At 63.8% G+C, this 24438-nt stretch carries 26 protein-coding genes and 2 pseudogenes; 23 read left to right on the forward strand and 5 right to left on the reverse strand.

From position 1 onward, the window contains the following. Positions 1-106 precede the first annotated feature (106 nt). From KW821_RS06070 to rluB, 4 genes are all read left to right on the forward strand, one after another. Positions 107-727: an L-threonylcarbamoyladenylate synthase gene (locus KW821_RS06070; protein WP_033129896.1), complete on the forward strand. Its 621-nt coding sequence runs from the start codon at positions 107-109 to the stop codon at positions 725-727. Beyond that, positions 720-1604, forward strand: a complete 885-nt coding sequence (locus KW821_RS06075) for a ScpA family protein (RefSeq protein WP_371315775.1) — start codon at positions 720-722, stop codon at positions 1602-1604. The genes KW821_RS06070 and KW821_RS06075 overlap by 8 nt, the downstream gene beginning before the upstream one ends. A 68-nt stretch (positions 1605-1672) precedes the next feature. Beyond that, positions 1673-2242 (forward strand): SMC-Scp complex subunit ScpB, encoded by a 570-nt coding sequence (gene scpB, locus KW821_RS06080; RefSeq protein ID WP_042654994.1) that lies wholly within the window; start codon positions 1673-1675, stop codon positions 2240-2242. A 151-nt stretch (positions 2243-2393) separates the two neighbouring features. Then, positions 2394-3317 carry a 23S rRNA pseudouridine(2605) synthase RluB gene (gene rluB / locus KW821_RS06085; RefSeq protein ID WP_042654993.1) on the forward strand — a complete coding sequence of 308 codons (924 nt, stop codon included), beginning with the start codon at positions 2394-2396 and terminating at the stop codon, positions 3315-3317. Between the two features lie 67 nt (positions 3318-3384). Here the strand turns inward: rluB and KW821_RS06090 are convergent, their stop codons facing one another. Next, positions 3385-3900 (reverse strand): winged helix DNA-binding protein, encoded by a 516-nt coding sequence (locus tag KW821_RS06090; RefSeq protein ID WP_202046709.1) that lies wholly within the window; start codon positions 3898-3900, stop codon positions 3385-3387. A gap of 138 nt (positions 3901-4038) precedes the next feature. Between KW821_RS06090 and pxpB the strand changes: the two genes are divergently transcribed. From pxpB to tesB, 7 genes are all read left to right on the forward strand, one after another. After that, positions 4039-4728: a 5-oxoprolinase subunit PxpB gene (gene pxpB / locus KW821_RS06095; protein ID WP_218290777.1), complete on the forward strand. Its 690-nt coding sequence runs from the start codon at positions 4039-4041 to the stop codon at positions 4726-4728. Beyond that, the gene (locus KW821_RS06100) at positions 4722-5654 is read left to right on the forward strand and encodes a biotin-dependent carboxyltransferase family protein (protein WP_218290778.1); all 933 of its coding nucleotides are present in this window, start codon (positions 4722-4724) and stop codon (positions 5652-5654) included. The genes pxpB and KW821_RS06100 overlap by 7 nt, the downstream gene beginning before the upstream one ends. After that, positions 5638-6381 carry a 5-oxoprolinase subunit PxpA gene (gene pxpA, locus KW821_RS06105; protein WP_218290779.1) on the forward strand — a complete coding sequence of 248 codons (744 nt, stop codon included), beginning with the start codon at positions 5638-5640 and terminating at the stop codon, positions 6379-6381. Before KW821_RS06100 ends, pxpA begins: the two co-directional genes overlap by 17 nt. A gap of 54 nt (positions 6382-6435) precedes the next feature. Then, on the forward strand, positions 6436-7176 hold the full coding sequence (locus tag KW821_RS06110; RefSeq protein WP_218290780.1) for a DUF969 domain-containing protein: 741 nt from the start codon (positions 6436-6438) through the stop codon (positions 7174-7176). Next, entirely contained in the window at positions 7176-8162 is a 987-nt protein-coding gene (locus KW821_RS06115) for a DUF979 domain-containing protein (protein WP_218290781.1), read from the forward strand. Before KW821_RS06110 ends, KW821_RS06115 begins: the two co-directional genes overlap by 1 nt. 117 nt (positions 8163-8279) lie before the next feature. Beyond that, positions 8280-8933 carry a pyroglutamyl-peptidase I gene (pcp, locus tag KW821_RS06120; RefSeq protein WP_218290782.1) on the forward strand — a complete coding sequence of 218 codons (654 nt, stop codon included), beginning with the start codon at positions 8280-8282 and terminating at the stop codon, positions 8931-8933. 67 nt (positions 8934-9000) lie between these two features. Next, positions 9001-9864 carry an acyl-CoA thioesterase II gene (tesB, locus tag KW821_RS06125; RefSeq protein ID WP_042654992.1) on the forward strand — a complete coding sequence of 288 codons (864 nt, stop codon included), beginning with the start codon at positions 9001-9003 and terminating at the stop codon, positions 9862-9864. A gap of 63 nt (positions 9865-9927) precedes the next feature. Here tesB and KW821_RS06130 read toward each other — a convergent pair whose 3' ends face one another. The 3 genes from KW821_RS06130 to KW821_RS06140 all read right to left on the reverse strand — a co-directional run bounded on the left by KW821_RS06130 (position 9928) and on the right by KW821_RS06140 (position 12660). Beyond that, entirely contained in the window at positions 9928-11106 is a 1179-nt protein-coding gene (locus KW821_RS06130) for a dicarboxylate/amino acid:cation symporter (RefSeq protein ID WP_218290783.1), read from the reverse strand. Positions 11107-11223: 117 nt separating this feature from the next. Further along, positions 11224-11892, reverse strand: a complete 669-nt coding sequence (locus KW821_RS06135) for a bifunctional 2-polyprenyl-6-hydroxyphenol methylase/3-demethylubiquinol 3-O-methyltransferase UbiG (RefSeq protein ID WP_218290784.1) — start codon at positions 11890-11892, stop codon at positions 11224-11226. 126 nt (positions 11893-12018) lie between these two features. Next, positions 12019-12660, reverse strand: a complete 642-nt coding sequence (locus tag KW821_RS06140; RefSeq protein WP_218290785.1) for a TetR family transcriptional regulator — start codon at positions 12658-12660, stop codon at positions 12019-12021. 154 nt (positions 12661-12814) lie between these two features. On the opposite strand from KW821_RS06140, the gene KW821_RS06145 reads away from it, so the two are divergent. The 9 genes and pseudogenes from KW821_RS06145 to KW821_RS06185 all read left to right on the forward strand — a co-directional run bounded on the left by KW821_RS06145 (position 12815) and on the right by KW821_RS06185 (position 23077). Then, the gene (locus KW821_RS06145) at positions 12815-14005 is read left to right on the forward strand and encodes an efflux RND transporter periplasmic adaptor subunit (protein WP_218290786.1); all 1191 of its coding nucleotides are present in this window, start codon (positions 12815-12817) and stop codon (positions 14003-14005) included. Positions 14006-14022: 17 nt separating this feature from the next. Further along, entirely contained in the window at positions 14023-17172 is a 3150-nt protein-coding gene (locus KW821_RS06150) for an efflux RND transporter permease subunit (RefSeq protein ID WP_218290787.1), read from the forward strand. Continuing rightward, positions 17165-18577: an efflux transporter outer membrane subunit gene (locus tag KW821_RS06155; RefSeq protein WP_218290788.1), complete on the forward strand. Its 1413-nt coding sequence runs from the start codon at positions 17165-17167 to the stop codon at positions 18575-18577. Before KW821_RS06150 ends, KW821_RS06155 begins: the two co-directional genes overlap by 8 nt. 81 nt (positions 18578-18658) lie before the next feature. Continuing rightward, positions 18659-18784, forward strand: a pseudogene (locus KW821_RS21680) (recombinase family protein); the annotation flags it as partial. Between the two features lie 313 nt (positions 18785-19097). After that, positions 19098-19448 carry a BON domain-containing protein gene (locus KW821_RS06165; RefSeq protein WP_218290789.1) on the forward strand — a complete coding sequence of 117 codons (351 nt, stop codon included), beginning with the start codon at positions 19098-19100 and terminating at the stop codon, positions 19446-19448. An 81-nt stretch (positions 19449-19529) separates the two neighbouring features. Next, positions 19530-20666, forward strand: a complete 1137-nt coding sequence (locus KW821_RS06170; protein ID WP_218290790.1) for an MlaE family lipid ABC transporter permease subunit — start codon at positions 19530-19532, stop codon at positions 20664-20666. Position 20667: 1 nt separating this feature from the next. Further along, entirely contained in the window at positions 20668-21459 is a 792-nt protein-coding gene (locus KW821_RS06175) for an ABC transporter ATP-binding protein (RefSeq protein WP_218290791.1), read from the forward strand. After that, entirely contained in the window at positions 21456-22409 is a 954-nt protein-coding gene (locus tag KW821_RS06180) for an MlaD family protein (RefSeq protein WP_218290792.1), read from the forward strand. The genes KW821_RS06175 and KW821_RS06180 overlap by 4 nt, the downstream gene beginning before the upstream one ends. Then, positions 22406-23077, forward strand: coding sequence for an ABC-type transport auxiliary lipoprotein family protein (locus KW821_RS06185; protein WP_218290793.1), 672 nt, complete (start codon positions 22406-22408; stop codon positions 23075-23077). The genes KW821_RS06180 and KW821_RS06185 overlap by 4 nt, the downstream gene beginning before the upstream one ends. Positions 23078-23121: 44 nt before the next feature. On the opposite strand, the pseudogene KW821_RS21685 reads toward KW821_RS06185, so the two are convergent. Beyond that, positions 23122-23256 (reverse strand): annotated as a pseudogene (locus tag KW821_RS21685) (IS5/IS1182 family transposase); the annotation flags it as partial. Positions 23257-23450: 194 nt separating this feature from the next. Here KW821_RS21685 and KW821_RS06190 point away from each other — a divergent pair. The 3 genes from KW821_RS06190 to KW821_RS06200 are packed head-to-tail and all read left to right on the forward strand — an operon-like array spanning position 23451 to position 24377. Continuing rightward, entirely contained in the window at positions 23451-23603 is a 153-nt protein-coding gene (locus tag KW821_RS06190; protein ID WP_218290794.1) for a DUF3309 family protein, read from the forward strand. 41 nt (positions 23604-23644) lie between these two features. Then, entirely contained in the window at positions 23645-24061 is a 417-nt protein-coding gene (locus KW821_RS06195) for a BON domain-containing protein (RefSeq protein WP_218290795.1), read from the forward strand. A gap of 28 nt (positions 24062-24089) precedes the next feature. Beyond that, positions 24090-24377 carry a hypothetical protein gene (locus KW821_RS06200; RefSeq protein ID WP_218290796.1) on the forward strand — a complete coding sequence of 96 codons (288 nt, stop codon included), beginning with the start codon at positions 24090-24092 and terminating at the stop codon, positions 24375-24377. The last annotated feature ends 61 nt before the right edge of the window (positions 24378-24438 follow it).

A 24438-nucleotide genomic window follows, 5' to 3' on the forward strand; every position in this document is an offset into this window, starting at 1 on the left:
TGCGTCAAAGGGGTTAAGGTAGTGTCATGGGCCAAGGGGCCCGTGACCATGCTCTAGTTTGGGAATTACAGGCAGGCCTGTCCTGTCGCTATCGCGAGAACAGTTTATGAGTCAGCATTTTTACGTACATCCGGATAATCCCCAGGTCCGCCTCATCGGCCAGGCGGTTCAGATCCTGCAAAACGGGGGCGTCATCGCCTATCCCACCGACTCCGGCTATGCCCTGGGTTGTCAGATGGGTAACAAGGACGCGCTGGAGCGCATCTGCCGCATCCGCCGCATCGATCCGACCCACGACTTCACCCTGGTGTGCCGGGATCTCTCCGAGATCTCCACCTATGCCAAGGTGGACAACACGGCGTTTCGGCTGGTCAAGAACAACACCCCCGGCGCCTACACCTTCATCTTCAAGGCCACCAAGGAAGTGCCGCGCCGGCTGATGAACGAGAAGAAGAAGACCATCGGCATCCGGGTGCCGGCCAACAACATCGCGCTGGCCCTGCTGGAGGGGCTCGGCGAGCCGCTGCTCTCCACCACCCTGATCCTGCCGGGCTCCGAGATGGCCGAGTTCGACCCGGAAGAGATCTTCGACAAGCTGGGCAAGCAGCTGGATCTGGTGGTCAACGGTGGCTATCTGGGCGAGCAGCCCACCACCGTAGTGGACTTCTCCGACGACGAGCCCGTGCTGCGCCGTCGCGGTGCCGGGGATCCCACGCCGTTTGAGTGATACCGCCGAGCCCGTACCCGAGCTGCTGACGCCGGCGCCGGGTGCGAGCGGGGAGGCAAGCCTTCCCCTGCCCATCGCCAAAGTCCTGGGGCAGCCCTATCATGAGCTGCCCCAGGATTTGTTTATTCCGCCCGATGCGCTGGAGGTGTTCCTCGACACCTTCGAGGGGCCGCTCGATCTGCTGCTCTACCTCATCCGGCGCCAGCAGCTGGACATTTTGAACCTGCCGATCCTGCAGATCACCGCCCAGTACATGGAGTACGTGGAGCTGATGCAGGGGCTCAACCTGGAGCTGGCGGCCGAATACCTGCTGATGGCGGCCTGGCTGGCGGAGATAAAATCCCGCCTGCTGCTGCCCAGGGCCCCCGAGCTGGAAGAGGAGGACGAGGGGGAAGATCCCCGCGTCACCCTCATTCGCCGGCTGCAGGAGTACGAGCGTTTCAAGGTCGGTGCCGAGCGGGTGAACGAGCTGCCGCGGGTGGAGCGGGAGATCTATCTCGCCGCCGCCCTGCCGCCGGATTTTGGTGCCCTCAAGCCGCTGGCACCCGATGTTTCACTGGTTGAGCTCGCCCTTTACATGCAAAGTGTGGTAAAACGCGCGACTCATTTCGAACATCACCAGATCCGCCGCGAGCAGATCCCGACCCGGGTGCGGATGGCCGAGATCCTCGCCATGCTCTCCCTGGGGCAGACCCTGCGCCTGGAGCAGGTGCTCAGGGCAGAGGAGGGGCGGATGGGGGTGTTGGTGACCTTCTTGGCCCTGCTGGAGCTGTGCAAGGAGTCCCTGATCTGGATCCTGCAGGCGGAACCCCTTGGCCCTATCCATTTCGCCCTGGCCAGTGCAGAGGAGGAGGGGAAGCGTGAACATGTGCATTGAGTCAGCCCCCTGGTCGCCAGCGCGCCAGCGGCCGGTTGCGTTGGCAAACCCGCGTGAGGAGGGCACCCGTGGCGCTGCCCGCTGAACGGCTCAAGACGCTGATCGAGGCCGCGCTCTTCGTCGCCGGGCGTCCGTTGACCGCGAGCGAACTCAAGGCCAGCGTGCTGGCCGACTACCCGGTCACCGGCCGCTATGTGCAGCTGTTGCTGGCCGAGCTGAAACAGGATTACAGCGCGCGGGGGGTGGAGCTCAAGGAGGTCGCCTCCGGCTGGCGCTTCCAGGCGCGCCAGGAGTATGCCGACGAGCTCTCCCGGCTGTGGAGCGAGCGGGCGCCGCGCTATTCCCGCGCCGTGATGGAGACGCTGACCCTGATCGCCTATCGTCAGCCGATCACCCGGGCCGAGATCGAAGCCATCCGTGGGGTGGCGGTGTCGAGCCAGATAGTGAATACCCTGAAGGATCGAGGCTGGGTACGCAGCGTCGGTCACAAGGAGGTGGTGGGTCGCCCCGAGCTGCTCGCCACCACCAGAGATTTTCTGGACTATTTCAATCTGCAGAGTCTGGAGCAGCTCCCCGAGCTGGATCCCGAGCTGCAACAACCCTTGCCCGGTTTGCCGGGTGAGGGTAGCGATGCCTAGTCTGCGCTGCCACTTTCTCAATGAAGGTTGGCAAAGAGTGCGACCGGGTGAAATGATCAATGCGATGGCGGATCGCCCAGACGGGATCCGGCATGGCAATAACCGTTGTCCGTTATGTTAGCGGGCAGCGATCAACAATCAGGTAACCCCGATGAGTGAAAAACTGCAAAAAGTGTTGGCCCGCGCGGGTCACGGCTCCCGTCGTGAGATGGAGGCCCTGATCACCGCAGGTCGGGTCAGTGTGGATGGCAAGGCTGCCACACTGGGAGATCGCGTCGAAGTCAACGCCGTGATCCGGGTAGACGGTCACCAGATCAAGACCCGTGCTGCCGAAGAACAGATCTGCCGCGTGTTGGCGTATCACAAGCCCGAAGGGGAGATGTGTACCCGTCACGATCCGGAGGGTCGTCCCACCGTGTTTGATCGTCTGCCCAAGATGGAAGGGGCGCGCTGGATCGCGGTCGGCCGCCTCGACGTCAATACCTCAGGCCTGTTGCTGTTCACCACCGACGGTGAGCTGGCCAACCGGCTGATGCACCCGAGCCACCAGGTGGAGCGGGAATACGCGGTGCGCGTGTTTGGCGAGATCACCGAAGCCATGCTGCAGCGCCTGCGCAAGGGCGTGCAGCTGGAAGACGGCGTCGCCAAGTTCAACAAGATCAAGCCGGCCGGCGGTGAAGGCCTGAACCAGTGGTTCAACGTCACCCTAACCGAGGGTCGCAACCGTGAAGTGCGCCGCCTGTGGGAATCTCAGGAAGTGCAGGTGAGCCGCCTGATGCGGATCCGCTACGGCGATGTCACCCTGGATCGCGGCATCCCCCGCGGTGGCTGGAAAGAGCTGAAGCTGCAGGAGGTGAACTACCTGCGCGGTCTGGTTCACATGAACTATGAGACCGAGTCCAAGGTCGATCTGCAGCAAGAGGGCAAGAGCACCCGCCACAAGCAGGCCGCCCAGATCCGTCGCGCCGTCAAGCGCCACAAGGACATGCAGGGCATGGAGCCGCGCGCGCGCAGCACCACCGCCCGTCGCAAGCCGACCTCCTCGACCCGCAACTCGGGCACCGGCAGCAAGTAATTCCCGCCACTGCCGCTCAAGAGCCTACCCCGCGAGGGGTGGGCTTTTTTTATGGGCGCTCGGGCAACTAGAGGGAGGCGGCGGCCCGTGACGCCTGATCATAGAGGCTGGCAAACAGCCGCAGTTGCTGCGCGATTTCCGCCGTCGAGCCGTTCGCCCCGGCCAGCCCGCTCTCCACTATGACCTGGATCAGACACTGCTCACGGATCTCGCTGTACTGGTGGCACAGGGCGGCTCCGGCCGGGGTGGTGCTGAAATGCACCTCCTTGCCCACCTTGGTGCGCGCCGCATAACCCAGGGTCACCAGCTTCTTCAGGGCATAGGTGGCGACATGGGTGTCCTCTATGTTCAGCACGAAACAGATATCGGCCAGCCGCTTGGGGCGATCCCGATGATTGATGTGATGGATGAGCAGCACCTCCAGCGCGGTCAGCCCCTTCTCCCCGGCGGCCCCCATGCAGCGCACGACCCAGCGGTGGAACGAGTTGTTGAGCACGGTCAGGCCGAACTCCAGCTCGGAGAGGGCGGGGGCCTGGGCCGAGACGAGATGGGCCGATGAGACGATGGAGGGAGACTTGTTCATGGGGATTCCTTTCCTGATGAGATGCCTGGGACGCGCCACGACTTGCGCACCCAATGATGACTTATTGTAGATAAATTATCGATGTTTTATCGATATGCTTGCTGTATGTTAATTGGATGTTTTGTTGTCGGGGGTTGTATGGGATCGAGCGATTGTCGCCTCTACCCGCTGGGAGAGCGGGCCCTGGTGCTGGAGGCGGAGCCGGAGGCCGGGTTTGTCGGCCAGCGGCGGATCTGGTGGTTGGCGGAGCGACTTCGCCAGCGGGAAGGGAAGGGGCAGGCGTCGGTTGAGCCGGCGCTGGAGGAGATAGTGCCGGGGATGAACAACCTGACCCTGGTGTTCGATCCCGAGGTGACCTCCTCGGCCCGCCTCGAGCGGCGGCTGACCGAGCTGTGGCGGCAGGGGGAGGAGCTCGACTTCACCCCGCGCGAGCGGGAGATCCCGGTGCACTACGGCAGTGAGGGAGGGCCCGATCTGGACGAGACGGCCCGTTGCTGCGGCCTGACACCGGCCGAGCTGGTGGCGCGTCACAGTGGCGGTGACTACCGGGTCTACTTCCTCGGCTTCCAGCCCGGCTTCGCCTACCTGGGTGGCCTGGAGCAGGCGCTGGCCGTGCCACGGCGCAGAGAGCCACGGCTGCGGGTACCCGCTGGCAGCGTCGGCATCGGCGGGGCCCAGACCGGCATCTATCCGGCTGCCAGCCCCGGCGGCTGGCAGCTCATCGGGCGCACGGATCTGGTGTTGTTCGATCCGAACCGTGACGAGCCCTCCTACCTGCTGCCCGGCGATCGGGTGCGTTTCATTCCCGTGGGAGGCTCGCCATGCTAGAGGTGGTTCGCCCCGGGCTGCAGAGTACAGTTCAGGATCTCGGTCGCCCCGGTTTTCGCCATCTCGGCATCGCTCTGGGGGGCGCCCTGGACAGGGAGGCGCTGATCCTGGCAAACCGGCTGGTAGGCAATCCGGCCGGTGCTGCGGCCATCGAACTGGTGCTGGGGGCGGCCGAGTTTCGCTTCCTGCGTGACGGCTGGTTGGCGCTGACCGGGGCCGATTGTGGCGCCATGCTGGACGGAGAGCCCGTCTGGCACGGCTGGCGCTGGCGGGTACGGCGCGGCCAGCGCCTGCTGTTGCCCGCGCCGCGCCATGGCATGCGCAGCTACCTCGCCCTGGATGGCGGTGTGGCCGAGCCCCTGGTGATGGGGTCGCGTGCCACCGAGTTGCAGGCCGCCTTCGGTGGCCATCAGGGCCGGGCCCTGCGGGCGGGCGATCGCCTGCCGCTGGGGGAGCCGCTGCACCATGATGGCGCCATCGGCGCCCTGCTGCGGACGTCGGATCAGTGTCTGCGCGTCTTGCCGGGCCCGGAATTTGACGAGTTTGACGCGGCCGCCGTGAACGCGCTCTGGCAGGAGCACTGGCGGCCCAATTCCGCCAGCAACCGGATGGGGGTTCGCCTCGATGGGCCCGAACTTGTCCGCAGCCGTGGACGGGAGCTGCCCTCCCACGGGGTCCTGCCCGGCGTCATCCAGGTGCCCCCGGGTGGACAACCCATAGTGCTGCTGGCCGATGCCCAGACCACCGGGGGCTACCCGCGCATCGGCTGTGTCATCGAGGCCGATCTCTGGAAACTGGCTCAGGCTCGTCCGGGGGAGCGGCTGCGCTTCGTTTCCCAGACCAGGGAGCAGGCCCTGGCGGCGCGCCGTGAATGGCGGCTCTACCTCAATCGTTTCGAATGGATGGTTTATGGACAGATGCATTGATCTCAACGCCGATGTGGGCGAAGGCTATGACTCGGATGCCGCGTTGCTGGACTGTGTCAGCTCGGCCAACATCGCCTGTGGCTGGCACGCGGGGGATGCGTCCCTGATGGGCGAAACAGTCCGGCTGGCACTGGCCAGGGGCGTCGCCATCGGCGCCCATCCCAGCTTCCCGGATCGGGAACACTTTGGGCGGGCCCCCATGGTGCGGGAGCCGGCGAAGGTCTATGCCGACGTGCTCTATCAGGTGGGGGCCCTGGCCGCGCTGGCCAAGGCGGCTGGGGGCCGGCTGGCTCATGTCAAACCCCATGGTGCGCTCTACAACCAGGCTGCCCGGGATGGGGCCCTGGCCGATGCCATCGCCAGCGCCGTCGCCAGTCTGGATCCCAGCCTCAAGCTGATGGGGTTGGCGGGCAGCGAGCTGATCGCCGCCGCCCGGCGCCATGGTCTGATCCCCATAGCCGAGGTCTTCGCCGATCGCGCCTATCTGGCCGATGGCTCCCTGGCGCCGCGGGGCCAACCCGGCGCCGTCATCGACGACGAGGCGAAGGCGCTGAGCCAGACCCTGCGCCTGGTGCGGCTGGGGGAGGTGGAGACCCTGGAGGGAACCCTGCTGTCGCTGCTGCCCCAGAGCATCTGCCTGCACGGGGATGGCGCCCATGCCGTCGCCTTTGCCCAGCGCCTGCGCGAGGGCCTGATTTCGAACGGAATATCGATAAGACCTCATTGAGGAGGTCAATCTCAAGCCACCGCGGTGGCGTTTAGATGGAATGGAGAGGCTCACATGGATGGAAGTGTATTATTGCCACTGATAGGGATCCCCGTCGTGGTGCTGGGTTTTGCGTTGAAATTCAATCCGTTGCTGGTGGTGACGGCGGCGGGGTTGGCGACAGGTCTGGCGACTGGCATGTCCCTGACCGGGCTGCTGGAGACCTTCGGTGAGAAGTTTCTCAACAGTCGGCAATTGGCCACTCTTATTCTGATCCTGCCGGTGATCGGCCTGCTGGAGCGCTATGGCCTCAAGGAGCGGGCACAGAGCTGGATCGCCGGCATCCGCAAGGCCACCTCGGCCCGCATCCTGATGCTCTATTTCGTGTTGCGCCAGGGCACGGCCATGCTGGGGTTGCTGAGCCTGGGGGGTCATGCCCAGACGGTGCGTCCGCTGATCGCCCCCATGACAGAGGGAGCCGCGGTGCATCGTCATGGTGACTTGCCCAAGCATATTCGTGACAAGATCCGGGCCCATGCTGCCGCCTGTGACAACGTGGCGGTCTTCTTCGGTGAGGACATCTTCCTCGCCTTCGGTGCCGTCTTGCTGATGAGTGCCTTCCTCCAGGAGAACGGCATCACCCAGGTCGAACCCCTCTACATAGGGTTGTGGGGAATACCGACCGCCCTGTGCGCGCTGCTGATCCACATGGGTCGTCTGCTCAGGCTCGATGCCAGCATTGCCCGCGACGTGGCCGCCTGGCAGGCGGGTGAACAGGCCAAGGCCCCCGAACAAGCCGTGCTGGAGCGTGCATGATGAACAGCCTGATCACTCTCAATGATATCTACTACCTCATCGGTCTCATCGTCATGCTGCAGGTAGGCATGACCCTCTCGGACAGGCATAACCCCAAACGCTATACGACGGCCCTGTTCTGGTTCTGCTTCGGCGCCATCTTCCTGTTCGGCGACCTGCTGGTCAGCCAACTGGGTAGTCAGATTGCCTACCGGATAGTGGGTGTGCTGGTGATCCTGATCGCCCTGCTGGCCGGCACCGGTCAGCTGGCGATGGGGCGTTACTCCCAGCGCACTGATGCCGAGCGGCAAGATTCGGCGGGCAAACTGGGTAACCGTCTGTTCCTGCCCGCCGTCATGATCCCGGTGGCGACTGTGCTCAGCACCATACTGCTGGGGCATGCCACCCTGGGGGATTACTTCGTGCTCGATCAGAAGAACATCACCCTGACCTCCCTGGCCATAGGGACGCTGGCGGCCCTGCTGTTGGGTTGGAGGCTGATCGGTGGCACCCCCCTGCAGGCGGTGCGTGAATCGAGACGGTTGGTGGACTCCATCGGCTGGGCCGCGATCCTGCCGCAGATGCTCGCCATGCTGGGCGGGGTCTTCGTGGTCGCCCAGACGGGGGAGTCGGTGAAGGAGGTGGTGAATCTGTTTGTCACCCCCAACAATCTGTTCTTGATGGTGGCCATCTACTGTGTCGGCATGGCGCTGTTCACCATGATCATGGGCAATGCCTTCGCGGCCTTCCCCGTGATGACGGCGGGTATCGCCATCCCCTTCCTCATCATGGGGGCCCACGGCAACCCCGCCGCCGTCGTCGCCATCGGCATGCTCTCCGGTTATTGCGGTACCCTGATGACCCCTATGGGGGCCAACTACAACATAGTGCCCGCCGCCCTGCTCGAGCTGGACAACAAGTATCAGGTCATCCTGGTACAGATCCCTACCGCCATCCTGATGCTTGGCTGCAACATATTGCTGATGTACTTCCTGGCGTTTCGTTGATGCGTCATGACGAGGGCCACCCACTTGGGACGGCCCTCGTCTCTCCCGCTGTCATGAGTATTGCTGCGGGGGCGCCGTGGCCGGCCGCATGCCGAAACAACACAGAAGGATATGATAATGAAGACCATTTTACTGACCGGTTTCGAACCCTTCGGTGGCGAGCCGCTCAACCCGTCCTGGGAGGCGGTCAGGGGACTCGATGGCCAGCACCTCGGCAAACACCATCTGATCCGGGCGGTGCGGCTGAGCTGCGTCTTCGACCTGGCCCTGGCGGAGCTGGAGGTCGAACTGACGCAGTACCAGCCCGTGCTGGTGCTGGCGGTGGGCCAGGCGGGGGGGCGCAGCGAACTCAGTCTGGAGCGGGTCGCCATCAATCTGGATGACGCCCGCATCCCGGATAACGCCGGGGCTCAGCCCATCGACAGGCCCATAGTGGCGGATGGCCCCGCGGCCTATTTCACCACCCTGCCCATCAAGGCCATGGTGCTGGCACTGCGTGAGGCGGGGTTGCCCGCCGCCGTCTCCTACAGCGCCGGGACCTATGTCTGCAACCACCTGTTCTACGGCCTGATGCATAGGATTGCCCGGGATGGATTGCGCTGCCGGGGTGGTTTCCTGCACATCCCCTATCTGCCAGAGCAGGCGGCGCGCCAGCCGACGGGTGCCCCCTCGATGAGCCTGACCCAGATAGTGCAGGGGCTGACGATCGGCCTGGATGCGGCACTGAATCACGAGCAGGACCTGGCGATCGGTGGCGGCACGACCCACTGAGAGAGGGGGAGGTTGCCTCGGCCCTGTCTCCTTGTTAGCCTTTGCGGCACTGATAGAGGAGATAATAATGAGCAAGGTACTTGATGAGCTGCTGGCACTGCTGGCGCTGGAGAAGATCGAGGAGGGCCTGTTTCGGGGCCAGAGCCAGGATCTCGGTCTGCGGGCCGTGTTTGGTGGACAGGTAATGGGGCAGGCCTTGTCAGCCGCCAAGCAGACGGTGGCCGCCGATCGCCAGGTGCACAGCTTCCACTCCTACTTCTTGCGTCCGGGGGATGCCAACAGACCCATCATCTACGACGTGGAGAACATCCGTGACGGCCAGACCGTCTCCACCCGCCGGGTCAAGGCGATCCAGAACGGCAAGCCCATCTTCTATCTCAATGCCTCCTTCCAGGTGGAGGCCGAGGGCTTCGAGCATCAGGCCCAGATGCCGGCAGGCATCACGCCCCCCGAGCAGCTCAAGAGCGAGCTGGAGCTGGTGCGCCCCTACGAGCACCAGATCCCGCCGGCCCTGCGCGACAAGATCATGTGCGAGAAGCCCATCGAGATCCGCCCGGTGACCCTGGTCGATCCGATCCGGCCGGATGTGCACGAGCCGCTGCGTTACACCTGGTTCAAGGCCAATGGCACAGTGCCGGACGATCAGCGGGTGCACAACTACCTGCTGGCCTATGCCTCCGACTTCCACTTCCTGTTCGCCGCCCTGCAGCCTCACGGCGTCTCCTACTGGGAGCCGGACATGCAGGTGGCGACCATAGATCACTCCATGTGGTTCCACCGCAACTTCCGGCTGGATGACTGGCTGCTCTACGTGGTGGACAGCCCGAGCGCCAGCGCCGGCCGGGGACTGGTGCGCGGCCAGTTCTTCACCCGCGACGGGGTGCTGGTGGCGAGCACCGCCCAGGAAGGGGTGATCCGCCGGCGTGGTTGACCTCAAATGTCAGCCATAAAAAAACGGGAGCCAGTGGCTCCCGTTTTTTTATGGCGTGTGCGATCAGGCCGCGTCGCGCTCGGGGGAACGCGTGGTTTCCCCGCCTTGGGCGAAGCGATCGGCCCAGAGCGCGATGACGCCGTCACCGGTGACGTTGCAGGCGGTGCCGAAGCTGTCCTGCGCCAGGTAGAGGGCGATCATCAGGGCGATGGAGGCCTCGCCGAAGCCGAGCATGGAGGTGAGCAGCCCCAGCGCCGACATGACGCCGCCGCCCGGTGCACCCGGCGCCGCTATCATGATGACGCCCAGCATCATGATGAAGGGCAGCATGGTGTCCAGCCCCGGGATGGCCAGGTGCTCGGAGAGGAACATCACGGCGGTGGCACAGGTCACCAGGGTGATGGTGGAGCCGCACAGGTGGATGGTGGCGCACAGCGGCACGGTGAAGTTGGCGATGCCGTCGCTCACGCCGTTGTTCTTGCTGGCCTGCAGCGCCACCGGGATGGTGGCGGCGCTGGACATGGTGCCGAGCGCGGTGAAGTAGGCGGGCAGCATGTTCTTGATGAGCATGGCGGGTGAGCGACCGAGCGCCAGCCCGGTGCCGACGAACAGCACGCTGAGCCAGAGCCAGTGCATGGCGATGGCCATCACCAGTACCACCCCGAAGGTCTTGAGGGTGGCGAAGACGGTGCCTTCCACCGTCATCTCGACGAAGACCCCGGCGATGTAGAACGGCAGCAGCGGGATGATCACCTTCGCCAGCAGGCGGTCGATGATGTCACGGCCCTGATCGGCGACCCGGCGCAGATCCGTGGCCTGGGTGGCGCTGATGCCGATGCCGAACACGAAGGCGGCGGCCAGGGCCGACATCACCCCGAACAGCGGCGGTATCTCCAGATTGATGTAGGAGCCGAGCTTGATGGCGGCCTGCGCCGTGGGCTCGGCGGCGGTGGTCAGCCGCGGGATCAGCTGGCTCGCCACGGTGAAGGCGAACAGGCCGGCCAGTATGGTGGAGCAGTAGGAGAGTGCCACCGTCTTGCCCAGCAGCTTGCCGGAGTTCTTCGGCAGGCTGGCGATGCCGCTCATGATGAAGAACAGGATGATGAGCGGGATGGTGAAGGTGATCAGCTGGCCGATGACCGTCTTGGCCGTAAACAGCACGCGTGCGACCCATTCAGGGGCGTAGAGACCGAGCAGGAGACCGGCGAGGATGCCGGCAATCAGTTTAAGGACAAGTTTCATAGAAAAATCCAGGTGTTGGTGTCTGTCTTGTTATTTAATCTTGATTTTGATGCCGATTTTTAACACAAAATCCGCATCTTGTCTGCCGACACCTGGTTAACTCAGAGTTAAATATTGTTAGCTGGATGATGAATCACGTCGGGCACCCTGTTTGGATCGACGGCCGCGATATTGATTAATTGTGGCGGGATTGGGGTCGCGGATCAGCAGGGCATGCAACCAGCGCCCCTGCACGGCATCCTCGCTGCACCAGCTCTGATGCAGGCCAAACGGCAGGGGGGCGATCAGTTGTTGCAGGCGGGCCTCATCGAGCCGGGTCTGCAGCGGGTATTCGGCCGGTGATGCTGGCAAGGTGCCGCCGGGCTCCCCCTCGTCATAGGGGAAGGAGCAGTAGAGCGGCCCCTGGGGTTTGAGCAGGCCGGCGAGATGCGTCAGGGCGGGGGCCAGCTCGGCCTCGGCCAGGCAGGGCAGCGAGCCGCTGGCCCAGATGCCGTCAAAGGGCAGCACGTTGTGCATCTGCTCGAAGCGGCAGACCCGCACCGGCTGGCCACACAGGCGCGAGGCGGCCCTGGCCTGGCTCAGGCTGGCATCGAAGGCGGTGACCACGAACCCTTGCTCCCGAAAGTAATGCAGATCCTCCCCCGCGCCGCAGCCCGCCTCCAGCAGGTGCGCCCCCGCCGGCAAGCGGGCCAGGAAGGGATCGTGGGCCTTGCCGAGGAGGGCAGGGCGCGGCGCCAGCTGGGCGCAACTGTGGGTGTCGGGGGCGGGTGGCAGTGAAGATGGCATAGGGATCGTCTCTAAGGTGGGCGGCTACTCTAGCAAATTTGCCCCCTGCAGTTCAGGTCCGCGCTCAGAAAATGCGGTCACACCCGACCTGGGGCCGGGTGTGACGGGGGAGAGACTGGCGGCCTGTCAGGGGCGGCGCAGGAGGGAGGGCTGTGGCTGGGCGAGCAGGCCGAACAGGGTGTCGAGCACGAAGTCGGCCTCCTGGATCAGGTCGATGCGCTCCGGGAAGTGCAGCCAGTTGATGATGTAGCCATCCAGGGTGCAGTGCAGCAGGGTGGCGGTACGGCGCAGATCGAGCCCCTCCGGCAGTTGGCCGCGGCGCACGGCATTGGCTAGGGTGAGCTCCAGATCCCGGAAGAAGTTATTCGATTGCAGACGCATGTGATCCCGCAGGGAGATGGCCTCTCCTTCCAGCGACTCCAGGTTGAACATGATGGTGAACATCTGCTGGTGGGCGGGATGGGAGCTGATCTTCACCATCACCTCCCGCAAGAAGGCGCGCAGCTTGCCGAGGGGATCCGGCTCCTGCTCATCGACACAGGCGTCGAGCTGATGGGAGAGCGGCGCGCACAGCTCTTCCCACAGGGAGGTAAACAGCTCCTCCTTGTTCTTGAAATGCCAGTAGATGGCCCCCCGGGTCAGCTCGGCGGCATTGGCAATATCGGTCAGGTTGGTCTTCGCCAACCCCTGTTGGCAGAACAGATTCAGGGCCGTGCTCATGATGTGGCAGCGGGTCTGCTGCGCTTCTTCTTTAGTTCTTCTGGCCATCGGATCCGTACCTGTTTAAAAGGGGGAAAAGTTACTTACATACATTTATGAATGTATGTATATTGCCTCATCTTCGCAGTTTTACCAACAGGGGCCCTATAAACCCTGTGGTTTTGTTGTTTTTTTTTGATTGAAACAGAGGCTCAGAGACTTCATGCATAAACATATTCTCGCACGTTCAGTCGGCCTTGCCTTGTTGGCAAGCGGCCTGTTGGCTGGCTGTGGTGAAAAAGGCGAGGCCCAGCAGGCGGGTGAGATGCCACCCGCCGCCGTGGACGTGGTCACCCTGCACACCAGCCCGCTGCAACTCATGTCCGAGCTCACCGGCCGCACGGCCCCCCTGCGGGTCGCCGAAGTGCGCCCCCAGGTGAACGGCATCATCCTCAAGCGCCTGTTCACCGAAGGCAGCGACGTCAAGGCCGGCCAGCTGTTGTACCAGATCGATCCGGCCGTCTATCAGGCCGCCGTGGCCTCGGCCGCGGCCAATCTGGCCAAGGCCGAGGCCAACGAGCGCAGCGCCCGCCTCAAGGCCCAGCGTTATGCCGAGCTGGTGAAGGTCAAGGCCATCAGCCGTCAGGAATATGACGACGCCGATGCGGCCTGGAAGCAGCAAGTCGCCGAGATCGGGGCCGCCAAGGCCGCCCTGCAGAGCGCCAACATCAACCTGGCCTACACCCGCATCACCGCCCCCATCAGCGGTCGCATCGGCAAGTCTGCGGTGACCGAGGGTGCCCTGGTCACCGCCCAGCAGGCGGCCAGCCTCACCTCCATCCAGCAGCTCGATCCCATGTATGTGGACGTGCGCCAGTCCACCGCCGATCTGCTGCGCCTCAAGCGCCAGGTCGCCGCCGGCAAGCTGACTCAGGGTCAGCAGGATGGCGCCAAGGTCAGCTTCCTGCTGGAAGATGGCAGCCACTACGGCGAGCAGGGCTCGTTGCAGTTCTCCGACGTGACCGTGGACGAGACCACCGGCATGGTGACCCTGCGGGTCCTGGTTCCGAATCCCCATGATCTGCTGCTGCCCGGCATGTTCATGCGCGCCATCCTGCAAGAGGGCGAGCGCCCCGAAGGATTGCTGGTGCCGCAGACCGCCGTGACCCGCACCCCCAAAGGCGGCGCCACCGTCATGGTGGTGACCGCGGACAACAAGGTCGAACTGCGGGAAGTGCAGCTCAGCCGCGTCGTCGGCGACAGCTGGGTGGTGGAGTCCGGTCTCAACTCCGGCGAGAAGGTGATCGTCGCCGGTCTGCAGAAAGTGAAACCCGGGGCTGTGGTTGCGCCCGCTGAACGCGTCAGCAACACCGCCACCACACAGACCGAGCAGACCCCGGTAACCAAGCAGTAGGATGGAGTAGTCGCCTCATGGCACGATTTTTTATAGATAGACCCATTTTTGCCTGGGTAATCGCCCTGGTGATCATGCTGGCCGGGACCATGGCCATCATCGGCTTGCCGGTGGCCCAGTACCCGACCATAGCCCCGCCGGCGGTTGGCATCTCCGCCAGCTACCCGGGCGCCTCCGCCAAGACGGTGGAAGACTCGGTGACCCAGATCATCGAACAGAACATGACGGGGCTGGATCACCTGCTCTACATGTCTGCCCAGTCGGATTCGTCCGGTAATGTCAGCGTGACCCTCACCTTCAAGCCGGGCACCGATCCGGATATCGCCCAGGTGCAGGTGCAGAACAAGCTGCAGCAGGCCATGTCGCTGCTGCCGCAAGAGGTACAGCAACAGGGTGTCCGGGTCCAGAAGACCTCCAGCAGCTTCCTGATGGTGGCCGCCTTCATCTCCACCGATGGCAGCATGACCAACGATGACCTCGCCGACTACGTGGTGAGCAACATCAAGGAGCCCCTGAGCCGGCTGGACGGGGTGGGTGACATCACCCTGTTCGGCAGCCAGTACTCCATGCGCGTCTGGCTGGATCCGCACAAGCTCAACCGGGTACAGATGACCCCCGGGGACATCCAGGCCGCCATCAAGGCCCAGAACGCCCAGGTGGCCTTCGGCAAGTTGGGCGGCACCCCCTCGGTGAGCGATCAGCAATTTACCGCCACCATCATGGGGCAGACCCGCCTGTCCACCCCGGAGGAATTCAACAACATACTGCTGCGGGTGAACCAGGACGGCTCCAAGGTGCTGCTCAAGGACGTGGCCCGGGTCGAGCTCGCCGGTGAAAGCTACGATGCCACCGCGCTCTACAACGGTCAGGCCACGGCGGCGCTGGCGATCAAGCTGGCCACCGGCGCCAACGCCCTCGACACCGCGGACGAGGTGCGCGGCAAGCTCGATGAGCTCGCGAACTACTTCCCGGCCAACATGAAGATCGTCTACCCCTACGACACCACGCCGTTCGTGAAGATCTCCATCGAGGAGGTGGTGCAGACCCTGGTGGAGGCCATCTTCCTGGTGTTCTGCGTCATGTATCTGTTCCTGCAGAACTTCCGGGCGACCCTGATCCCGACCATAGCGGTGCCCGTGGTGCTGCTCGGTACCTTCGGGGTCATGGCGGCCTTCGGCTTCTCCATCAACACCCTGACCATGTTCGGTCTGGTGCTCGCCATCGGCCTGCTGGTGGATGACGCCATAGTCGTGGTGGAGAACGTGGAGCGGCTGATGAGCGAGGAGGGTCTCTCCCCGCTGGAGGCTACCCGCAAGTCCATGACCCAGATCACCGGTGCCCTGGTGGGCATCGCCCTGGTGCTGTCGGCGGTGTTCGTGCCCATGGCCTTCTTCGGCGGCTCGACCGGCGCCATCTATCGCCAGTTCTCCCTCACCATCGTCTCGGCCATGGTGCTGTCGGTGCTGGTGGCCCTGATCCTGACCCCGGCGCTCTGTGCCACCCTGCTCAAGCCCATCAAACAGGGCGAGCACGGCATCCAGCGTGGCTTCTTCGGCTGGTTCAACCGCTTCTTCGACACCAACGCCAACCGTTACCAGAATGGTGTGCGCAAGGTGATCAAGCAGGGTACCCGCTACAGCCTCATCTATCTGGCCATGCTGGCGGTGCTGGCGGTGCTGTTCCTGCGCCTGCCCACCTCCTTCCTGCCGGAAGAGGATCAGGGGGTCATCATGTCCATGGTGCAGCTGCCGGTAGGCGCCACCAAGGAGCGTACCGAGGTGGTGCTGGCGCAGATGCGCGACTACTTCCTCGAGACCGAGAAAGATAACGTCGACTCGGTGCTGACGGTATCGGGCTTCAGCTTCGCCGGTAGCGGCCAGAACAGCGGTATGGCCTTCATCAAGTTGAAGGACTGGAGCGAGCGGCAAGGGGAAGAGCGCAGCGCCAACGCCATCATAGGCCGCGCCATGGGTTATCTGTTCAGCATCAAGGAGGCGCAGGTCTTCGCCTTCAACCTGCCTCCCATTCCTGAGCTCGGCACGGCCACCGGCTTCGACTTCTTCCTGCAGGACCGCGGTGGTCTGGGTCACGAGAAGCTGATGCAGGCCCGTAACCAGCTGCTCGGCATGGCGGCGCAGGATCCCAACCTGGTGCGGGTGCGCCCGAACGGGATGGAAGACACGCCCCAGCTCGACATCAAGATCGACTACGAGAAGGCGCTGGCCCAGGGGCTCTCCATCAGCGACATCAACAACACCCTGTCGGCGGCCTGGGGCTCCTCCTATGTGAACGACTTCGTCGACAGAGGCCGGGTCAAGAAGGTCTACCTGCAGGCGGATGCGCCATTTAGGATGAACCCGGAGGATCTCAAGCTGTGGTACGTGCGTAACAGCACCGGCCAGATGGTGCCCTTCTCCGCCTTCGCCAGCACAGAGTGGAGCTTCGGCTCGCCGCGTCTCGAGCGTTACAACGGCGTCTCCGCCATGGAGATAGTCGGTGAGGCGGCGCCGGGCAAGAGTACCGGTGATGCCATGGCGGCCATCGAGCAGATGGTGCAACAGCTGCCGGACGGGATCGGCATCGAGTGGACGGGTCTCTCCTTCCAGGAGCGGCAGGCCGGCTCTCAGGCGCCTGCCTTGTACGCCATCTCGCTGCTGGTGGTCTTCCTCTGTCTGGCGGCCCTGTACGAGAGCTGGAGCATTCCGTTCTCGGTCATGCTGGTGGTGCCGCTCGGGGTGCTGGGCGCCATACTGGCGGCCACCCTGCGCGGGTTGGAGAATGATGTCTACTTCCAGGTGGGCCTGCTCACCACCATAGGGCTGTCGGCCAAGAACGCGATCCTGATCGTCGAATTCGCCAAGGAGCTCCATGACAAGGGCATGAAGCTGGGCGATGCGGTGGTGGAAGCCTCCCGTCAGCGCCTGCGCCCGATCCTGATGACCTCCCTCGCCTTCATCCTCGGCGTGCTGCCGCTGGTGATAAGCTCCGGCGCCGGCGCCAGCAGCCGCAACGCCATCGGCACCGGCGTGATGGGGGGGATGATCACGGCCACAGTGCTCGCCATCTTCTTCGTGCCGCTGTTCTTCGTGCTGGTGATGCGTTACTTCACCGAGCACCACAGCGCCGAAGAGCGCGTGACCCACGCCAAGGAGATCAAACATGACTAAGACCCTGGTCGCCTTGAGTGTGACAATGTTGCTGGGGGCCTGCTCCATGGCCCCCGATTACCAACGCCCGGAGGTGCCGCAAGGCGCCTCCTGGCAAGAGAACCTCGCCACCCAGGGGGCGGTCGCCCCCTGGCAGCAGCAGTTCCTCGATCCGGCGCTGCAAAAACTGATCGACACCGCTTTGGAGAACAACCGGGATCTGCGGCTCGCGGCGCTCAACGTCGAGGCCTATGAGGCCAGATACCGGATCCAGCGGGCGGCCCAGCTGCCCACCCTGGCCGCCAACGGCGCCGGCACCCGCCAGCAGGGATCCGACGATCTCAGCGGCACGGGGCAGGGGACCATCAGTAGCCAGTACGGGGCTGACATCGGCATCACCGCCTACGAGCTGGACCTGTTCGGCCGGATCCAGAGCCTGAAAGATCAGGCGCTGGAGAATTACCTGGCGCAAATCGAGACCCAGCGCAGCACCCAGATCGCGCTGATCGCCTCGGTGGCGAATGCCTACCTCACCCTGCTGGCGGATCAGGAGCTGCTGGCGCTGAGCCAGGCGACGCTCGCGACCGAGCAGGAGAGCTATGTGTTGACCCAGCACAAATACCGGCTGGGGGCGGCATCCGAGATGGAGCTGGCGCAGGGGCGCACCGCCCTCGAGAACGCCAGGGTCAGCCAGGCGCAATTCCAGCGTCAGGTGAAACAGGACAGAAACGGTCTGGCCCTGCTGCTCGGCACCCAGGTGCCGGTGCTGGAGGGACAACCGGCGACCCTGGCCGAGGTGCAACTGGCGGCCATCCCGGTGGGGGCGCCCTCCAGCTTGCTGCAGCAGCGGCCCGACATCCTGGCGGCGGAGCACAGCCTGAAGGCGGCCAACGCCAACATAGGCGCGGCCCGTGCCGCCTTCTTCCCGACCATCTCGCTGACCGCGACGGCGGGCACCGCCAGCAACCAGCTGAGCGGGCTGTTTGACGGCGGCACCGGCACCTGGACCTTCATGCCCCAGATCAATCTGCCTATCTTCGACGGCGGCAAGCGGGTGGCGGATCTGGACGTGGCCGAGGTCGGCACCAAGCAGGCGGTGGCGAGCTACGAGAAGAGCATCCAGACCGCCTTCAAGGAGGTCGCGGATACCCTCGGCGCCCAGGCGGACTATCAGCAGCAGCTGCAGGCCCAGCAGGATCTGGTGGATGCCAACCAGACCTACTTCAAGCTGGCCGAGTTCCGCTACGAGCAAGGGGTGGACAGCTACCTGACCCGCCTCGACGCCCAGCGCTCCCTGTTCAGCGCCAGACAGGGGCTGATCAGCACCCGCCTGGCCCAGCTGACCAACCAGGTCGCGCTCTACAAGGCGGTCGGTGGCGGCTGGCAGGTACCAAAGGAAGCCTCAGCGCCTGAGAGCCAAGGCTAGTTTCTCATCCCAGCGCTGACAGCATGACAGCCACAGGGCGAACCATCCGGTTCGCCCTGTTTTTATATGTGAATCATCAGTCTGCGGGAGGAATTTGACCTGTCCACGGCCATTGGCAAAGCCATGCTCACCATCTTGGCTGCCGTTGCAGAGCTGGCGCGCTCGAACATCAAAGCCCGTCAGATGGCCGGCATTGCCAAGGCGAAGGCAGAGGGCAAGGCGCTCGAACGTGAAAAGACAATTGACGATGCCGCCGTCTCTAGCTGGCGCAAAGAGAGCTCAGCGAGCATTAAATTGACCGCGGAACACTTTGGGATCTCGCCCGCCCGCGTGAAACGCGCTTGTCGGGTAGCGGCTCTTCATGCTGGCTCACAACGCCATGGGTTCTCCCCCACAGCCAGCGTTATGTACGATGCCGTACAGAACTGTGCGCAGCCCCGTGTTAAATCTTCGTCACGGCGAACGGATTGCATTGGTGCTGCCGGGCGCGCGGTTTTCAACCCTCGAGGAAGGACCCATCATGAACCACAAACTCAGTGCCCCTTTACTCGTAGCCGGTCTGTTGCTGCCGCCGGTAGTTGGTCATGCCGCTGGGACCTCCTATGGTGCCGATGCCACGACGACCACGGAATCGACGGCAATGGAATATGTCGAGGATTCGATCATCACCACCCAGATCAAGGCCGAACTGGCCGCCGAGCAGATGTCCAGCCTGGTCGAGATCCATGTCAATACCGACCAGGCCGGGGAGGTTGTCCTGAGCGGCATAGCGACAGATCAGGCGGCGGTGGACAAGGTCGTCTCTATTGCCAAGGGAGTCGAGGGGGTGACCTCTGTCAAACATGACATCAGGGTCGAGTCCGACCAGTAGGCAACCGTTGCCGCCCACAGCTATCTCGTGCAGGCGCGCCGCCTGTTCGGGTCACTCAAGCTGTCAACAGGCAGGCGGGCCATGATCCCGACTGTTGTAGTAACGCCGGCTGCCATCACCCGGACGACACCGCAGGCGCTGGCGCTATCGGGTTCGTGGACGGCGTGCGGCATTGGCCGGCTCACCGGCGAGCTCGATGCGCTGTCGGCTCCGGCGGGTTCGGCCTGGATCATCGACGCTTCGGGCATCGAGTCCTTCGACATGGTCGGTGCCTGGGTCGTGCAAAAACTGCTGCACCGGCTGCGTGGCGACTCGGCCGGTGTCGAGCTGCGCCAGTTGCGCCCCGAGTTCGCCAGACTGCTCGATGTCCTTGACCAGGATCTGGAAGCCGGCCAACCGCCCACCCCGGCTCCCGCCCCTGTTCTTTCCCATCTCGACAGCCTCGGCCGCGGCACGGCCAGCGCCCTGGCACAAGGCTGCGCCCTGCTCGCCTTCATCGGCGAATGCACGCTTGCCCTGGGCGGCTGGCTGGCTCACCCGACGCGCATTCGCTGGCGTCCCATCCTCTACAACATTCGTAGCGCCGGTTTTGATGCGCTGCCCATAGTCGGCCTGCTCTCCTTCCTGCTCGGCATCGTCGTCGCCTATCAGGGGGCCAATCAGCTGCGCCAATACGGCGCCAACATCTTCGTCGCCGATCTGATCGGCCTCTCGATGCTGCGAGAGTTCGCGCCGCTGATCACCGCCATCATAGTCGCCGGCCGCTCGGGCTCGGCCTACGCGGCGCAGATCGGGACCATGGCGGTGACCGAGGAGATCGATGCCATGCGCACCATCGGCATCCCGCCGCTCGACATGCTGGTCCTGCCCAAGGTGCTTGCCCTGCTGGTCGCGCTCCCGCTGCTCACTATCTTCGCCGACCTGCTCGGCGTCCTGGGTGGCATGCTGATGGCGCGCGTCCAGTTGGCCGTCGGCGCCGCCGAATTCCTCGATCGCTTCGTCAAGACGGTCAGCGTCACTGACCTGATGCTCGGCATCGGCAAGGCGCCGGTCTTTGCCGCCATCATAGTGACCATCGGCTGTTTTCAGGGATTTCGCACCCGGGGCGGGGCAGACAGCGTCGGGCGGCAGACGACGCGCAGCGTCGTCCACGCCATCTTTCTGGTGATCGTGGCCGACGCCCTGTTCTCGGTCGCCTTCAGTGCCCTGGATCTCTGAGATGAACGACCAGACCGGCAGCCTCATCCCGGCCATCGCCATCAGCCAGCTGACGACTCGCTTCGGCGAGCATGTCGTGCATGCCGGGATCGATCTGGTCGTCGGCCGCGGCGAGATCTTCGCACTGATCGGCGGTTCGGGCTCGGGCAAATCGACCCTGCTGCGGGAGATCATCCTGCTCCAGCAACCCGAATCGGGCTCGATCCAGGTGCTCGGTGTCGATCTGGCCAACATCGACGACACCGCAGCGCTCGCCCTGCGCCAGCGCTGGGGCGTCATGTTCCAGAGCGGCGGCCTGTTCGGCTCGCTGACCGCCAGGGAAAACGTTGGCCTGCCGCTGCGCGAGCACACCGCGCTGGTCGACGGGTTGATCGACGAGATCGCCGACTGGAAACTGGCGCTGAGCGGCCTGGAGCCCGCCGCCGGCGCTCAGTATCCGGCCGAGCTGAGCGGCGGCATGATGAAACGCGTCGCACTCGCTCGCGCCCTGGCCCTCGATCCTGAGCTGCTCTTTCTCGACGAGCCGACCGCCGGCCTCGATCCCGAAAGCGCCGGCGAGATCGATCAGCTGATCCGCAAACTGCGCGACCTGTTCGGCCTGACCATAGTCCTCATCACCCACGATCTCGATCTGCTGTGGCAGGTGGCCGACCGTGTCGCCGTGCTCGGCGACGGCAAGGTGCTGGGGGTCGGCTCCATGGCCGAGCTGGCGGAGATAGATCTGCCAGCAATCCGGACATTCTTCGACGGTCCTCGCGGGCGGGCCGCCCAGCAACAGAGCGGGGCCATATGATGGAAACGAAAGTCAATTACACCCTGGTCGGCAGCTTCGTCGTCATCCTCGGCGCCATGCTGATCGCCGTCATACTCTGGCTTGCCTCGGGCGGCGCCTTCCAGAAGACATACGATCTCTATCTCGCGATCTCGGAGGAGTCGGTCGCCGGCCTCAACCTCGATGCGCCGGTCAAATACAATGGCGTCGATGTCGGCAAGGTGCGGCAGATCCAGCTCGACCCGACCAATCCCGAGTGGGTCAATCTGCTCTTCGCCCTCGATCACGGCACGCCGATCAAGCAGGACACAGTGGCCGTCCTCAAGACGCAGGGGCTGACCGGCATCGCCTACGTCGAATTGAGCGGCGGCGCCGACGATCAGCCCCTGTTGCAGGCTACCGCCGGTTACGCCTATCCGGTGATCCGCACCAAGCCCTCGCTCGCCGCGCGCCTCGAGAACGTCCTGACCAACGTGCTGGCCAAACTGGACAGCACCTCGAACAACCTCAATACCTTACTCGGTCCGGAAAACCAGGCGGCCTTCAAGAGCACCCTGGCCGACCTCGCCCAGGTGGCGCACACCCTGGCCGCCCGCACCGAGAGCATCGATGCCGGCCTCATCGATGCCGCCCAGACGATGAAAAATAGCGCGCGCGCGAGCTCCGAACTCGAGCCGCTGATCGATCGCATCGGCCGGGCGGCCGACGCCGTCGAGAAGATGGGCAATGAACTCGCTGGCACCAGCGCCAGCGCCGGCAAGACCATCAACGCAGTCGGTAGCGACATCAACCGCTTCACGGCGGAAACCCTGCCCCAGCTGGAGCGCCTGATCGGCGAACTCAGCGTGCTGAGCAGCTCGCTGCGTCGTCTCAGCGAACAGACCGAGCGCAATCCCTCCGGGTTGCTGTTTGGCCGCAAACCGGTGCCGGATGGCCCGGGAGAAGCAGCCGAGGGGGGCCGAAAGCCATGATCCGCCAAGCAGCATTCCCCTTGTCCCGGTTCGTCGCCACCGCACTGTTGCTGCTACAGCTCTGCGCCTGCAGCATGCTGGGCGGGACCGAGGAGTCACCACCGGCCTTCTATTCGCTTTCCGGTAGCGGGCCTGTCCCACCGGTGACCGCCTCGCCGGCGGTCCGATCGAACAGGGCGCCGACGCTGATCGTCAATCCGCCGCGTGCCGCGCCCGGTTTCGACAGCCAGCACATCATCTACGTCCGCGAGCCCTACCGGCTGGAGTATTTCGCACACAGTGAATGGATCGATACGCCGGCCAGGATGATAGCCCCGCGCATCGTCGCCGCGCTCGAGGGCACCGACGCCTTCCGCGCCGTCGTCCTAGCCCCCAGCGCGGCGGTCGGCGAGCTTCGCCTCGATATCGAAATCATCCGGCTGCAGCATGAGTTCGACCGTTTGCCCAGCCGTACCCGCTTCACGCTGAGCGCCTATCTGGTCGATAACGACAGCCGGCAGGTGCTGGCCTGGCGTGAATTCGACGTCACTGTGCCGGCGGCCGAGGCCAATCCTTATGGCGGCGTGATGGCGGCTAATAGCGCCGTACAACAGGTCTTGCAGCGCCTGGCCAGCTTTTGCGCCGACGCGGCGGGGAACTGGCAACCGGTGGCAGGGACGCGCCGCTGAACCGCAGAGGCGCCAAAGCGCGGCAAGAGAAGAGGGGCTTCACTGGGATAGATGGGCTCGATGACGGCCAGCACCTGGCCAGGGAGCCATTGCTCCAGTCGAGACAGGAGAATTTCTTTGCGGATCTGGCGGCGTTCGCCGTTGAACTCGCCGTCAGCGAAGGTCAGTTGGTGAGTCACGCTGGTTCTCGTGAGTGGTACCAAGAGGATCTCACGCCAAGGACTTGTTCGCACCTTCCCTAGGCTCGACAGCAAAATGTATGCCGGGTCTGTGTGGTGGCGAACAGACCCGGTGGGTGGACTCGTAGCACTATCACCATGAAATGGGTCGATGATATCAGCCCATATGCAACGCTTAGGCGAAGGAAATGACCATGGGAACCATTCTACTGATCGTGCTTATCCTGCTATTGATCGGTGCTATTCCAAGCTGGCCGCACAGCCGGAACTGGGGTTACACCCCTAGCGGCCTCATCGGACTAGTGCTGATCATCATGCTTATCCTGATTCTGCTCGGCAAAATCTAGGCAGCCTCATTCAGGTAACCTTGCACCGGAGAAATCAACAGATGAAACACAGCAACACTATCCTCGCCATCTCGCTGCTGCTCGCCTTCGGGATGAGCGGTTGTGACAAACCGGGGACGGCCGAACAGGCTGGCAAGAAAATTGACGAAGCGGTCAGCGACACCGGTAAGAAAGTCGACGAAACCGTTGACGAATATGAAGGCAAGATAGCGGAACAAAGTGCCAAAAACGCCCAATCCTGGGATGACACCGAAGTTACCGCCAAGGTCAAGGCCGAGCTCCTCGGTGAGCCCGGTCTGAAATCGATGAAGATCAGTGTCGACACCGTCGGCGGTGTAGTCACGTTGAGCGGGACGGTCGATTCGAAAGCCAACAGCGAAAAGGCCAATGCGTTATCGATGGCGGTAGACGGCGTCGAGAATGTCGTTAACAAGCTGGTGGTCACCAAGACCCAATAATGTCCCACCTGCAGCCAAGGAGAAGATCATGGAAGTGTACCAGGCATATAGAGAAAAGATGAACGCGCAGCTCAAGGAGTGGAGCAGTCAGATCAATCTGCTGGAAGCCAAAATGGAAAACATCACCGCCGATATGAGAGTCAAGCGGGCGGAAGAGATCCAGTCCTTGCGCGTCAAGCAGTGCGCCGCCACCGAGAAGATGGAAGAACTCGGCAGGGCGAGCGGTGAATCCTGGGAGCAGCTCAAGGTCACCGCCGACAAGATGTGGAGCGATCTGAAGACCGGTCTGGCCGAGGCCCAGTCGAAATTCAAGTAAGTACACAAGCTTGCGTCTTTGGGCGTCGGGTTCAGAAAGATGTCGCGTTCCAAGGCACAGG

Origin of the sequence: Aeromonas sp. sif2416 (genome assembly GCF_019218665.1) — a bacterium.
GTDB lineage: Bacteria > Pseudomonadota > Gammaproteobacteria > Enterobacterales > Aeromonadaceae > Aeromonas > Aeromonas encheleia.